Genomic DNA, 13,373 nt, shown 5'->3' on the forward strand with positions numbered 1-13,373 from the left:
TAAAGCAGCGGGATTAATTGATGGAGCGCAGTGTCCGGGTTTGGGTTATGCGGAAAAATAGAGGGATCGGCATTTGATATTTGCCTCACGCGCAAAGATCGTCCCCACGCTCTGCGTGGGAATGCAGCTCGGGACGCTCCGCGTCCCTAAAGCGAACGCGTAGCGTCCGTTGAGGCATTACCACGCAGAGCGTGGGAACGATCAGAAACCGAACTTGCCTACACTTTCCCGATCAGTTCCTTACAGACCCTTTTGCAGGAGCGCCGCGTTTGTTCAAGTTCAAGACCGCGATACTACTGGGGGCGTTGCTGATTCTGGGCAGCAACGAGCTGGAGGCAGCCGCAATACCGGGTGTGCCGGCGGCCGCCGCCGCTACGACACCACTGGCGCACCCCGAACCGCTGGTACAGGGTGGTTTGCTGGGTGCCATCAGTTCGAGCATTGATCAAGTCCAGGGAAAACTCGATCTCAACGAGGACCTGCTCGACGCCTGGCGTCTTCGTGCGGACCGGGCGGCGGTTGAGGTGGATCAACTGGTCAATCATCCATCGGCCCGTTCAAGCTGGAGCGTGGCGGGGGATTTCCTGCTGTTGTCCTGTGTGTGGATTGGCGTCTTTGCGCTGCTCTGGCTGCTGGGAGGGCAACTCGCCACACGTCTGTGCCAGAACCGCCTGCTACTCACTCGCGAGCGCGGTCAGGCATTACTGGGTTATGTGTTGCCCTACACGGTTCCGGCGCTGGTCAGCCTGCCGCTCACACTTTATGTCAGCCACTTCTTGCAAGTGTCCGCCGGTCGGGCGCTGGCATTGTGTTTCGCTTATGCCACCAGCAGCGGTATTTTCGCCGCGTCGTTGCTGTTGTCGCTGGTGGTGCTGTTCAACGCCGGCCACAAACGCCGGGCGGTGCAGTTTATTCGTCAGCTCAGCCCACGACCGCTCTTTTTGATTGGCTTCCTTGTAGCCCTGAGCGACGCCTTGACCAGTCCGCAGATCGCCCGCCTGCTCGGCCGCAATCTCACCAGCAGTGTCGCGGTGTTCACCGGGCTGGCAGCCTCGATCGCCTTCGGCCTTCTGGTGTTCAAGATGCGCCGTCCGGTGGCCCATCTGATCCGCATTTTGCCGTTGGCCCAGCGCCTCAGTCAGCCGGCTTTGCGTGAAATGCTGCGGATCTTTTCCGGGCTCTGGTACTGGCCGATTCTGTTGATGGTGCTGGTCTCAGTGATCAACCTGATTGGCATTGGCGACGACAACCAGAAAGTGCTGCGCTGTGCGCTGTTTACTACGGTGTTGCTGATTGCGACGGTGTTTCTCAGCACGTCGCTGCATCACCTGTTCAAGTCGCGCAGTGAGTTGGCCGTGCGCCGCAGCAGTGCCTACAAAGAGCGCTTTCTCAGCCTTTCTCACGCGTTGCTGCGGATCGCCCTGGCGATTGTGTTCATTGATGTCCTTGGGCGCATCTGGGGCGTGTCGCTGTTCGAGTTTGCGGTGAGCAATTCGGTCGGCCGGGCGATCAGCGATTCCCTGAGTCGTATCGGTTTGATTTTCCTGGTGACCTGGATGGGCTGGGTGGTGTTGGACACGGCGATTCAGGAAGCCCTGAAACCACCCGTTAACAAACGCTCGGCGCGCCAACCCAGTACCCGAACCAAAACCATCCTGCCGCTGCTGCGCAACGCGATCAAAATCATCCTGGTGGTGATCTGCGCCATCACCACCATGGCCAACCTGGGAATCAACGTTGCACCCTTTTTGGCCGGTGCCGGTGTCGTGGGGCTGGCCATCGGTTTCGGTTCCCAGCAACTGGTGCAGGACGTGATCACCGGGTTGTTCATCATCATCGAAGACACGTTGTCGATTGGCGATTGGGTGGTGCTCGACTCTGGCCACGCCGGCACCGTCGAAGGCCTGACCATCCGCACCTTGCGCCTGCGCGACGGTAAGGGGTTTGTGCACTCGGTGCCGTTCGGTCAGATCAAGGCAGTGACCAATCAATCGCGGCAATTCGCCTATGCGTTCTTCTCGGTGCAATTCACTTACGACACCGATGTCGACAAGGCTATCGAGTTGATCCGCGAGGCCGGCGATTCCATTCGCGAAGATGCGTTCCTCAAGTACAACCTGCAAGGGCCGCTGGATGTGTTTGGTGTCGACAAGATGGACCTCAACGGCGTGGTGCTGACGGCACAGTTCCGCACGGTGTCGGGCGGGCAATACGCAGTGAGTCGGGCGTTCAACCAACGTTTGAAAAAGCTTGTGGATAACAGCCCGTGGGTGCATTTCGCGCAAACTTATCCACAGCAGGTCTTTATGCCCAGGCAGACTGTTGATCTGCCGCAAAGCGATGGGCTTGCATCGGAGCATTCATCGGTGTTGCTGCCGGATCAGCCGCGTACTCAATGATTTGTATTGGGGCTGATGGCCTCATCGCGAGCAATCGAGCGTCGACCGGCTGCTCCCACATTTGATCGCACTCCCCTGTGGGAGCGAGCTTGCTCGCGATGAGGCCGGAGCCGACAACATCAATGCCGGATCAGTTTGTTGTGTAGCTCGGCAGTCGATTGCTGATCCAACTCCAGCCAAAAAAGCTGCTTGCCGGCAATCTCGGCAGCGGCGGGCAATCCATCGCGATACACCAGCCGATTACTCGCCAATGCCGGCACCTTTACTCCCGGCAGAAGCGTCCCGGCGAGGTTCAGCGGATCAACCCCGCACACGGCAATCAAACTTCCGTCATGCGGTCGTCGCCGCACCTCGCGCAGCAATGGAATAGCTTCGGGCAACGCAAACTGCTCACCCGCCAAACCACTGACAAACCGCCCGCCGCGAATCTCGCCTCGAGCTTCCAGGCGATGGAACGTGCGCAACAATTCCCGCCAACTCGGCAACCAATCCGCTTCACGTTCCAGCAAACGCCAGAACACCACGCCGTAGCGCCGAAGCAAGGTCATGGCGATATGTTCAAGGGTGTCGGTGGGCGTGGGCGCCGGGCGCTGGTTATCCACAACCGGCGCGGGCGCCCCGCGCCGCAACAGCGCCCAGCGCCCGGTATCGTCCATCCCGCCGACAAACGCTCCGCGTCCACGTCGGCTGCTGCGATTCTGTCGCTTGCTGGCCGGGGTGATCAGCGCTCGCAGGCCGGCGAAGCTGTCGGCATTCACCAACCCGGCGCCGACCAATTCCTGCAGGGCGATTTCCAGTTCCGAGCGCAGCAGATGAGCTTCGTGAATTAGCTCATCGAAAAACAGCGCGCCGTGTTGGCTGAGTGCTTCATACACTTTCTGTGTCTTGGGCGACAGTTCGCTGGCCGGTGTCTGCTCGGTCAACCCGCTCCACAACCCGACCTGACTGCGGGGCAACAGCAGAATCGGCGTGCTGCGCAACGCCGTGCTGGCGCTCTTGTTGCGCGCGGTCAGGCGAGTCCAGACCCATTTGCCGCTACGGCACAGGTCATCCAGCCAACTCGCCGAATAGCCTTTGATCCGCGCTGGCAGGATGTCGCTGTCCCAGGCTGAAGCAGCGGCGGGATAGCCTTCGAACTGACCGACTATTGCTGGCAACACTGTGCTGCCCTGGCCTTGGGTCGCGGCGGACAGATGCTGCCAGTCGAACAGGAAACGCATGAAGTCTTGCAACGCCACGGGCTCGATTTCCCGCCGCAGACGCTTGACGGTGTAGCGGTGAATCCGCGCCAGCAGATGCCGTTCGCACCATTCTTCCTCTCCCGTGCCGGGCGTGAACTGGCCGCGCAGCACATAGCCTTCGTGTTCCAGTTGCGCCAATGCCTGGGTGACTTGAGTCGCCGGTAATCCGAGCGGCTCGGCAATTGCCTTCAGCGGTAACGGGCCAAAGGCACTGAGCCGCGCACGGATCACTTCGAGCACCGCTTCGTCCGGCGCCCAGACTTCATCGAACCCGGGCAACGCCTGCAACGGTGGCTGCAAAATCGCCTGAGGATACATCGCCCGCAGGCAAGTCAGCCGCTCCAGTGCCAACCATAGCGCTTGCCCGGCATTGATTGGCAGGCGGCTGGCGCGACCGCTGTCAGCCAGGGCGTTCAGCCAATCGAGCCAGTCTGGATTGGCCTGGGCCTCGACGTCGCTGATGCACGCGAGGCTCATCAACGCCTCATGCATTTCATCGACGCCGGTCGGTGTTGGCCAGGCTTCCTCGCGCACGGCTTGAATGGCTTGCGCATCCAGCGCGCCGAGGTCGTCGGTGGACTGCGGATCGCTCCAGCGGCGGTTGAGTACCGCTTGCGTGCGGCGTTCTTCCAGCGGCGCATCGTCGAGAAAGGTGTAGGGCCGGGCGCTGAGAATTTCCGCAGCCAGCGGCGAGGGCGCTGGTAAATCGCGACTGATCAGGCGGATGTCGCCACGTTCCATACGCCGCAACAACGCCAGCCAACCTTCGCTGTCCATGGCTTCGTGCAGGCAATCGTCGAGGGTTTGTTCCACCAGTGGATGGTCGGGAATTTCCCGTTCGCCGGCGAGGTTTTCGACGCAGGCAATCTGGTCGGGAAACACGCTGGCGATCAGGTCTTCGCTTTTCATCCGCTGGATCTGCGGCGCGACTTTGCGCCCGCCGGTATAACGCGGCAGCGCCAACGCCACCCCGGCATTCCAGCGCCAGCGCACACCGAACAGCGGCGCATCGAGCACGGCTTGAATCAGGGTGTGTTCGGCGCTGTTGCTGTGCAGGTAGCGCCAGACATCATCGAGTTCAAAGCTGTGGCTGGTGGACAGCGACAGGACGATGGCGTCTTCGCTGGCGGCAGCCTGCAATTCGAAGTTGAAGGTGCGGCAGAAACGCTTGCGCAGGGCCAGTCCCCAGGCACGGTTGATGCGGCTGCCGAACGGCGTGTGGATGATCAGTTGCGTGCCGTCGGACTCGTCAAAAAACCGCTCCATCAGCAACGTGTCTTGTGACGGCAGGGCACCGAGGGTCAGCCGCGCACGGGCCAGGTAATCGACCAATTGTTCGGCACTGGCCAGGTTCAGGCCGAGGGTGTCGGTCAGCCAGTCGATTGCCGGCTGCAAATTACCGGGTGTGGCACCCAGCAGCTCATCGAGTTGCGCTTGCAGGCGTGCGACGGCGAACGACAGTTCAGCACTGCGACCCGGTGCTTCACCGAGCCAGAATGGAATGGTCGGCGGTTGTCCCTGAGCGTCTTCGACCCGGACCTTGCCGGTTTCAACGCGCAGGATTCGGTAGGAGGTGTTGCCCAATTGGAAAACGTCGCCGGCGATGCTTTCCACCGCAAAGTCCTCGTTGACGCTGCCGATGTTCAGCCCTTGGGGTTCCAGCAGCACGCTGTAGTCGGCGTTGTCCGGGATCGTCCCGCCGCTGGTCACGGCGGTCAGTTTGGCGCCCCGGCGACCGCGCAGGGTACGGGTCACGGCGTCGCGGTGCAGGTAAGCGCTGCGGATGCCCTGACGACCGTTGTAGCCCTCGGCGAGCATCTGTAGCAGCGCCTGATAATGTTTTTCGTCGAGTTGGGCATACGGCGAGGCCTTGCGAAACATCTCCAGCAACGCCTGCTCTTGCCATTCCTGGCAGCTCACCTCGGCGATGATTTGCTGGGCGAGTACGTCCAGTGGCGCCTTCGGAATCTGCAAGGTGTCGAGTTCGCCGCGACGCACGCAGTCGAGCAGGGCGGCGCATTCGATCAGGTCGTCGCGGGTGGTGGCGAACAAGCGGCCCTTGGGCGTTCCGCCGACCTGGTGCCCGGAGCGGCCGACCCGTTGCAGGAACCCGGCAATCGAGCGCGGCGAGGCAATCTGGCAGACCAGGTCGACATCGCCGATATCGATCCCCAGTTCCAGGGACGCGGTGGCGATCAGCACTTGCAACTCGCCGCGCTTGAGCCGTTGCTCGGCGTCGAGACGAAATTCCTTGGCCAGACTGCCGTGGTGGGCGGCCACCGCCTCTTTACCAAGACGCTCGCTCAAGTGTCGACTCAGGCGTTCGGCGAGGCGCCGGGTGTTGACGAAAATCAGGGTGGTGCGGTGTTCGCGGGCGAGGGCGGCGAGGCGGTCGTAGACCAGTTCCCAGACGTCGTTGGCCATGACTGCCGACAACGGCACGGGCGGCACTTCGATGCCCAGATCGCGTGGGCGGGCATGGCCGATATCGATGATTTCGCAGGGGCGGTCGCGGCCGACCAGAAAACGCGACACGGCTTCGATGGGTTTTTGCGTGGCAGACAGACCAATCCGCATCAGCGGTTGTGCGCACAACGCTTGCAGTCGCTCGAGGCTCAGGGCCAGGTGGCTGCCGCGCTTGCTGGCGGCGATCGCGTGAATTTCGTCGACGATCACTGTGCGGGCGGTACTGAGCATTTGTCGGCCCGAGTCGGAACCGAGCAGCACGTAAAGGGATTCCGGGGTGGTCACCAGAATGTGCGGGGCATTCTTGCGCATCGCCGAGCGGTCTTTTTGCGGCGTATCGCCGGTGCGCACGGCGGTGTTGATCTGCAGTTCGGGCAGGCCCATCGCGCGTAACTGCTCGGTGATGCCGGCCAGCGGGTTTTGCAGGTTGATCTGGATGTCGTTGGATAAGGCTTTAAGGGGTGAAACGTAAACCACCAGGGTTTCGTCTGGCAGATGGCCACCGTTGGCCAATCCGCGGTGGACCAGGTCGTCGATGACCGCGAGGAACGCGGTGAGGGTTTTGCCCGAGCCTGTGGGTGCGGCGATCAGGGTGGAACGGTGCTGGCGGATCAATGGCCACGCCCGGGCCTGGGCGGCGGTGACCGTCGGGAAGGTGCTGCTGAACCAGGCACTGACGGCGGGGTGGAAGCCTGCCAGGGCGCTGTCCGTCGGGATGGGCAGATTCATGATCTGATTTATGCGGGCGAGTCGGGGAAGATGCAAGTACCGCTCAAGACCTCCGCCGATGCTGAGGGCCTCTTCGCGGGCAAGCCTCGCTCCTACAGGAACTGCGGTGCTCTTGTAGGAGCGAGGCTTGCTCGCGATGGGGCCATTAGCCGCACCGCAAATTCCGGCGATCTACACTTTACGGATGACGGTTGCGCTCTAAACCCGCAAAATGCAACGATTCCGGAAACTATCGACGGCATCGCCCGCGAGCGGTGTCGATAAAGCCATTGTTTCAATCAGACTGGGCCTGCTGACTCTATGCGAATGCGCCTTATGTTACTGGGCGGCGGAAATGCCCTTGGGCAGGCGCTGATTCGCCTCGGTGCGGAGGAAGACATCGGCTTCCTCGCCCCCCGCCCACCGCAAGACGGCTGGGACGCCGCGACCTTGACGCAACTGCTCGACGACACCCGTCCAGACGCGTTGATCAACCTCGCCTATTACTTCGACTGGTTTCAGGCGGAGACGGTCAGCGAACAGCGTCTGGCCGGGCAAGAGCGGGCGATCGAGCGTCTGGCCGAACTGTGCCAGCATCACAACATCGTTTTGCTGCAACCGTCGAGCTATCGAGTGTTCGACGGTTCCCGGGCGACGGCCTACAGCGAAAAAGACGAACCGGTGCCCCTGGGCCTGCGCGGTCAGGCCTTGTGGCGAATCGAACAAAGCGTACGCGCCACTTGCCCGCAACACGTGCTGCTGCGATTCGGCTGGCTGCTTGATGACAGCCCCGACGGCACCCTCGGGCGTTTCCTCGGTCGCGCCGAACTCCCTGAAGAACTGTTGATGGCCGACGACCGTCGGGGCAATCCGACGCCGGTGGATGATGCTGCCCGGGTGATCATTTCGGTGCTCAAGCAACTCGATTGCTCGGCGCCGCTGTGGGGCACCTACCATTACGCCGGGCATGAGGCGACCACGCCGCTGGCGCTTGGGCAGGCGATCCTCACCGAAGCACGTGCCCTGCATCCGCTGGCCATCGAAGCGCCAACCGCCCAGGCTCACGCCGCGCGACCGGACGCCGCCGAAGAGCCGCAACACGCGGTGTTGGCCTGCAAGAAAATTCTGCACACTTTCGGGATCAAGCCCCGCGCCTGGCGTGCGGCTCTCCCGGGCTTATTGGATAGGTTTTATCGCCATGGCTGACGGCCCAGTTTTAATCACCGGCGGTGCCGGTTTCATCGGCTCGCACCTCACCGATGCCTTGCTCGCCAAGGGCCATTCGGTGCGCATTCTCGATGACCTCTCCACGGGCAAGCGCAGCAACTTGCCGGTGGACAATCCCGACGTCGAACTGATCGTAGGCGATGTCGCCGATGCGGCGCTGGTAGCGCGGGCGATGATCGGTTGCAGCGCTGTGGCGCACCTGGCTGCGGTGGCGTCGGTACAGGCGTCGGTGGATGATCCGGTGAAGACTCACCAGAGCAACTTCATTGGCTCGCTGAATGTCTGCGAAGCCATGCGCCAGGTCGGCGTCAAACGGGTGCTGTACGCGTCCAGCGCAGCGGTCTACGGCAACAATGGCGAAGGCGAGTCGATCGACGAAGACACGCCCAAGGCACCGTTGACGCCCTACGCTTCAGACAAATTGGCGAGCGAGCATTACTTCGATTTTTACCGTCGCCAGCATGGTCTGGAGCCGGTGGTGTTCCGCTTTTTCAACATCTTCGGCCCGCGCCAGGATCCGTCCTCGCCGTACTCCGGGGTGATCAGTATTTTCAGCGAGCGCGCGCAGAAGGGGCTGCCGATCACGGTGTTCGGTGACGGTGAGCAGACTCGCGATTTCGTCTACGTCGAAGACCTGGTCGACTTGCTGGTGCAAGCCATCGAGAAACCGCAGGTCGAAGTCGGCGCGGTCAATGTCGGCTGGAACCAGGCCACGACCCTCAAGCAAATGCTTGAAGCCCTTGAAACGGTGGTCGGTCAATTGCCGCCGGTGAGCTATGCCCCGGCGCGCGCCGGTGACATCCGTCACTCGCGAGCGAACAATCAGCGTTTGCTGGAGCGCTTTACCTACCCAGAGCAGACACCCATGCGTGTCGGCCTGGCGCGGTTGCTGGGGCGATAGATCGTTCCCACGCTCTGAGTGGGAATGCCTCACAGGACGCTCCGCGTCCGCTTCGGCATGTGACGCGGAGCGTCCCGGGCTGCATTCCCACGCGGAGCGTGGGAACGATCAAAAAAGGCGCCTTTCGAGGCGCCTTTTTTTGTGTGGCGGGTTTAGAACTTGTAACCCAGGCCAACCATGTAGACGAACGGGTCTACGTCCACATCGACCTTGGCGCGAGTGCCCTGTGCCACTGCGTTATTTTCCACCGTCGCGGTGGTGTCGATGTCGATGTAGCGCACCTGGGCGTTGATCATGATGTTGTCGGTAATCATGTAGTCGGCGCCGACCTGGAACGCCATGCCCCAGGAGTTATCCGCCTCGAAGTTGCTGAAGCCGTTGGCGCTGGCTTCGCTGCCGACGTGCTCGTCGTAGATCCAGGTGTAGTTGATACCGGCGCCGACATACGGCTGGAATGCAGACTTCGCGTCCAGTGGGTAGTACACAACGCTCAGCGTCGGTGGCAGGTGTTTCAGGCTGCCGAGTTTGCCGTTGGCCGCGCCCAGGGCGGTGCCTTTGATCTTCACGTCATGCTCGAACGGCGAGGCCGCCAGCAGCTCGATTCCCCAGTGGCTGTTGAGCATGTAAGCGAAGTTCAGACCCAGTTGCGTGTCGCTGCTCATGGTGGCCTTGCCACCCAGATCGGCACCCTTCAGCGGGCCTTGATCAACCTTGACGCTGGAGCTGTCGGCTTTCGGGTTGACGGTGATTGCACCGGCGCGAACGATGATGTCGCCGGCGTCGTGGGCGTAGGCTAGCGGTGCTGCGAGCGCAAGGGCAAACAGCGAAGCGCTGAGCAAGGACTTGTGCATGGAGGGCTCCAAAGGACGTTAAAAATATTCGATGTCCAATGGTACGGAGCCGTCTGGTACGGTCTTTTGATTCAGCTCAATGAAACAGTGATGGCCCTTATTTTTGCAGCGTCTCTGATGGCCTCTTCGCGGGCAAGCCTCGCTCCTACAAGGGCAGCGCTGAACCTGTGGAGCGAGGCTTGCCCGCGAAGGCGTCCTGTCGGGATTCACTCCGGCAGCTCATACACATAAATCTTGTCCGCCTTCATCTGATACCCGGCATCCGCCAATTCGCTCGAGGATGCCTTGACCTGCAGCGCGCCCTCGACCCAGTACGGCTGATACAACTCGTCGAGCTTCACACCGACCGCGCTTTTGACGTGCACGATCTGGTTCGATGGCGGTGGCGGCACGTGGATGCAGGCGCCGAAATACGGCACCAGCAGAAACTCCGTGGTGCGACCTTCTTCACTCACTTCCAGCGGCACGATGTAGCCTGGCAACCGAATGCTCCGGCCGTCGAGACTTTTTACCACCGGTGCATTCGGCATGTCTTGCTTGGCCGCGGGTGCCGACTCGGCGGCCAATGCGCTGCCCATCTGCGACAGGTCGTGCAGCGGTGTCATGTTAGGCACTTCCGGCGCGGCGTCCGGCGGGATCATTTCTGACCAGGTCAGGTCTTTCGGCTCGCCCGCCCATAAGGGCAAGGCGACCAGCATCAACAGCGCAAGCACAGCGCGGGGCATGTTCAACGTCCTCATAAACGGATCGACAGGCCATCGGCCAAGGATTGGCGATACGCGCGCCAGGCCGGCACGCTGCCCATCAGCAACGCGGCGATCAGGATGCCACCGAGCAGCGTCCATTCATATTCGCTCGGCCAGGCCAGCGGCAAGTACAAGCCGTAATTCGCCTGCACGTAGCCCTGAGCCACGGCAATGCACACGTAAAGCAGCGCTACACCGGCGATTACCCCGGACAGCGCCAAGGCAAACGCCTCCAGCACCAGCAAGGTCGCGATGTGCCACGGCCGGGCACCCACCGAGCGCAGTATCGCCATCTCCCGACGGCGTTCGTTGAGGCTGGTGAGGATAGCCGTGAGCATGCCGATCAAACCGGTCAGCACCACGAACAGCGAGACCACGAACAAGGCTTTTTCCGCCGTGCTCATCAAACTCCACAGTTCTTGCAGCGCCACGCCCGGCAGGATCGCCAGCATGGGTTCACCACGAAATTCATTGATCTCACGCTGCAGTGCGAAGGTCGAAATCTTGTTGTTGAGGCCGAGCATGAACGCAGTGATCGCTTGCGGCGTCAGGTCCATGTTGCGTGCCTGATCGGCACTGATCCGACCGTTGCCGCGCGCCGGCACACCGTTGTGCCAATCGACGTGGATCGCTTCCATCCCACCGAGACTGATGTGCAACGTGCGGTCCACCGGGGTGCCGGTGCGTTTGAGAATACCGACCACGGTGAACGGCTTGTCGTCGTGCTTGACCAGACTGATGACCGCCACACCGTGGGCCAGCACCAGTTTGTCATTGAGTTTGTAGTGCAGCGCGTCGGCCACTTCTGCGCCGAGTACCACTTCAAATGGGTCGGTGGCGAAGGCCCGGCCGTCGGCCAGTTCCAAGTGCTGTTGATGGCCGTATTGATAGTGCTCGAAGTACGCCTCGGTGGTGCCCATCACGCGATAACCGCGATGGGAGTCGCCGAGGGACATCGGGATTGCCCACTTCACTTTCGGGTTGTTGGCAAAGTGTTCGAAGCTGTCCCAGCGAATGTTGTTGGTGGCATTGCCGATGCGAAACACCGAGTACAGCAGCAGGTTCACCGAGCCGGAGCGGGCGCCGACAATCAGGTCAGTGCCACTGATGGTGCTGGCAAAACTGGCCTTGGCTTCGGTGCGCACGCGTTCCACGGCCAACAGCAGACAAACCGACAGGGCGATGGCAAACGCGGTGAGGATCGCGGTGAAGCGACGGTTAGCCAGACTGGCCATGGCTAGACGAAACAAATACATCTCAAACCTCCAGCGGCGTGGCGGCGCGATTGAGATCGGCCAGCGACAGGTGGCGATCGAACAGCGGTGCCAGGCTCTGATCATGGCTGACGAACAGCAGGCTCGACCCGGCTTCGCGGCATTCGGCGAACAGCAAGCGAATGAAATTCTCGCGAGCGTCGTAATCCAGGGCCGAAGTCGGTTCGTCGGCGATGACCAATTCCGGCTGACCGATCAACGCACGCGCAGCGGCCACCCGTTGCTGCTGGCCGATGGAAAGCGAATCGGCGCGGCGGCCGAGCAGGTTTTGATCCTTTAAACCCAAGTGGGCGAGGAGGGTGGCCGCCGCCTGATCGACGCTGCCGTGGCGCTGGATCGCTCGTTCAGCGCGCAGCTTGGAAAAGTGGCAGGGCAACTCGACGTTCTCGCGCACCGAGAGAAACGGTAGCAAGTTGAACTGCTGGAAGATGTAGCCAGTGTGATCGACCCGGAAACGGTCGCGGGCACCCGCACCGAGTTCGGTCAGTTCCTGGCCGAGCAGCCGAATGCTGCCGCGATCGGGCTTCTGCACACCGCCGAGCAGGCCGAGCAGGGTGGTCTTGCCACTGCCGCTGGGGCCCTTGAGGAACAGGGTTTCACCAGGCATAAGGCTAAACGCCGGGATATCCAGCAGCGGCGGATGACCGGGCCAGCTGAAACCCAGGTCGGACAGTTCGATGAGTGCTTTGGTCATAACGGCGATTTCATGGTTTTTGGGTACTTGTCTCAACTTCACATTCAACACAACCCCCGTAGGAGCGAGGCTTGCCCGCGAAGAGGCCGTCACATTCAACAGAGATGTCGACTGTCAGATCGCTTTCGCGGGCAAGCCTCGCTCCTACGGGGTTAGTGTCGGATCAGAATTTCAGGGCGGCAGCCTTGGCCGTCACTTCTACGCCTTGCTGGCCGCTCGGGCTGATCAGTTGTAGCTGAATCTTCTGGGTCGCCGGGAAGGTGTTGAAGATGTTCGCCAGGTCCAGAGTCTTCAGCGCGCCGGGTGCCGAGCAGCTGAATTGATAATGGGCGTGAATTTCGCTGTGGTCGTGGTGGTGACCGTCCTTGGCGTCTTCGTCGTGATCATCATCGGCATCCGGCTTGTCGCCGAACAACGGGCTTTCCAGTTCCTGAGTCGCAACCACGCAACCGGCAGCTTTCGGCAGGTTGAACAGCACCAATGGTTTTTCAAGCTGTGCGCGGACGGCGGCAACCTTGGCTTTGTCGGTGTCGGTGGTGGCGGCGTGTTCGAAACCCACCAGGTTCATCGCCGGGCTTTCCAGTTCCAGCTCCAGGGTCTGACCCTCCAGCGCTGCGGTCAGGCGACCGACGCCATGTTCGTGGGCGCCGAGGCTGCCGTGTTCATGATCATGATCATGATCATGTTCATCAGCGGCGTGGGCGACGGCCAGCGGCAACAGGGCAAACGGCAGAGCGAGAAGCAGACGGCGCATGGCGGGTCTCCGAAAAGTAAAATGAATAGTTTGTTATGTAATCTTATAACGTAAGTGCGGAGAGTTTGACCGGCTACTTGGCGTTGCACAAGTGCCATGGGAGCATGCGAAT

Annotated in this window: 9 protein-coding genes; 3 read left to right on the forward strand and 6 right to left on the reverse strand. The window is 61.4% G+C overall.

Annotation, left to right across the window (positions count from 1 at the left end):
• The first annotated feature begins 269 nt into the window (after window positions 1-269).
• Window positions 270-2,399 carry a mechanosensitive ion channel family protein gene (locus ACYZT0_RS29010; protein ID WP_462044034.1) on the forward strand — a complete coding sequence of 710 codons (2,130 nt, stop codon included), beginning with the start codon at window positions 270-272 and terminating at the stop codon, window positions 2,397-2,399.
• A gap of 119 nt (window positions 2,400-2,518) precedes the next feature.
• Here the strand turns inward: ACYZT0_RS29010 and ACYZT0_RS29015 are convergent, their stop codons facing one another.
• Window positions 2,519-6,835 carry an Lhr family helicase gene (locus tag ACYZT0_RS29015; RefSeq protein ID WP_462044035.1) on the reverse strand — a complete coding sequence of 1,439 codons (4,317 nt, stop codon included), beginning with the start codon at window positions 6,833-6,835 and terminating at the stop codon, window positions 2,519-2,521.
• A gap of 300 nt (window positions 6,836-7,135) precedes the next feature.
• On the opposite strand from ACYZT0_RS29015, the gene ACYZT0_RS29020 reads away from it, so the two are divergent.
• Both ACYZT0_RS29020 and ACYZT0_RS29025 read left to right on the forward strand, forming a co-directional pair.
• Window positions 7,136-8,020 carry a sugar nucleotide-binding protein gene (locus ACYZT0_RS29020; RefSeq protein ID WP_046053235.1) on the forward strand — a complete coding sequence of 295 codons (885 nt, stop codon included), beginning with the start codon at window positions 7,136-7,138 and terminating at the stop codon, window positions 8,018-8,020.
• Entirely contained in the window at window positions 8,013-8,942 is a 930-nt protein-coding gene (locus tag ACYZT0_RS29025) for an NAD-dependent epimerase/dehydratase family protein (RefSeq protein ID WP_462044036.1), read from the forward strand. The genes ACYZT0_RS29020 and ACYZT0_RS29025 overlap by 8 nt, the downstream gene beginning before the upstream one ends.
• 152 nt (window positions 8,943-9,094) lie before the next feature.
• Here the strand turns inward: ACYZT0_RS29025 and ACYZT0_RS29030 are convergent, their stop codons facing one another.
• The 5 genes from ACYZT0_RS29030 to ACYZT0_RS29050 form a co-directional block, all read right to left on the reverse strand.
• Entirely contained in the window at window positions 9,095-9,793 is a 699-nt protein-coding gene (locus ACYZT0_RS29030; protein WP_462044037.1) for an OmpW/AlkL family protein, read from the reverse strand.
• A 206-nt stretch (window positions 9,794-9,999) separates the two neighbouring features.
• Window positions 10,000-10,518, reverse strand: a complete 519-nt coding sequence (locus tag ACYZT0_RS29035) for a DUF3299 domain-containing protein (protein ID WP_462044038.1) — start codon at window positions 10,516-10,518, stop codon at window positions 10,000-10,002.
• Between the two features lie 11 nt (window positions 10,519-10,529).
• Window positions 10,530-11,795 (reverse strand): ABC transporter permease, encoded by a 1,266-nt coding sequence (locus ACYZT0_RS29040; protein ID WP_462044039.1) that lies wholly within the window; start codon window positions 11,793-11,795, stop codon window positions 10,530-10,532.
• Window position 11,796: 1 nt separating this feature from the next.
• Window positions 11,797-12,507, reverse strand: coding sequence for an ABC transporter ATP-binding protein (locus ACYZT0_RS29045; RefSeq protein ID WP_462044040.1), 711 nt, complete (start codon window positions 12,505-12,507; stop codon window positions 11,797-11,799).
• 163 nt (window positions 12,508-12,670) lie between these two features.
• Complete coding sequence (locus ACYZT0_RS29050) at window positions 12,671-13,261, reverse strand: DUF2796 domain-containing protein (protein WP_462044041.1); 591 nt, start codon at window positions 13,259-13,261, stop codon at window positions 12,671-12,673.
• Window positions 13,262-13,373 lie beyond the last annotated feature (112 nt).

It is taken from the genome of Pseudomonas sp. ZS1P83 (genome assembly GCF_054897825.1).

Excerpts from the sequence above, each read along its gene's own strand:
- ACYZT0_RS29015 (WP_462044035.1), bottom strand. The coding sequence starts at position 6,835 with ATGAATCTGCCCATCCCGACGGACAGCGCCCTGGCAGGCTTCCACCCC.
- ACYZT0_RS29020 (WP_046053235.1), top strand. The coding sequence starts at position 7,136 with ATGCGAATGCGCCTTATGTTACTGGGCGGCGGAAATGCCCTTGGGCAG.
- ACYZT0_RS29025 (WP_462044036.1), top strand. The coding sequence starts at position 8,013 with ATGGCTGACGGCCCAGTTTTAATCACCGGCGGTGCCGGTTTCATCGGC.
- ACYZT0_RS29030 (WP_462044037.1), bottom strand. The coding sequence starts at position 9,793 with ATGCACAAGTCCTTGCTCAGCGCTTCGCTGTTTGCCCTTGCGCTCGCA.
- ACYZT0_RS29035 (WP_462044038.1), bottom strand. The coding sequence starts at position 10,518 with ATGCCCCGCGCTGTGCTTGCGCTGTTGATGCTGGTCGCCTTGCCCTTA.
- ACYZT0_RS29040 (WP_462044039.1), bottom strand. The coding sequence starts at position 11,795 with ATGTATTTGTTTCGTCTAGCCATGGCCAGTCTGGCTAACCGTCGCTTC.
- ACYZT0_RS29045 (WP_462044040.1), bottom strand. The coding sequence starts at position 12,507 with ATGACCAAAGCACTCATCGAACTGTCCGACCTGGGTTTCAGCTGGCCC.
- ACYZT0_RS29050 (WP_462044041.1), bottom strand. The coding sequence starts at position 13,261 with ATGCGCCGTCTGCTTCTCGCTCTGCCGTTTGCCCTGTTGCCGCTGGCC.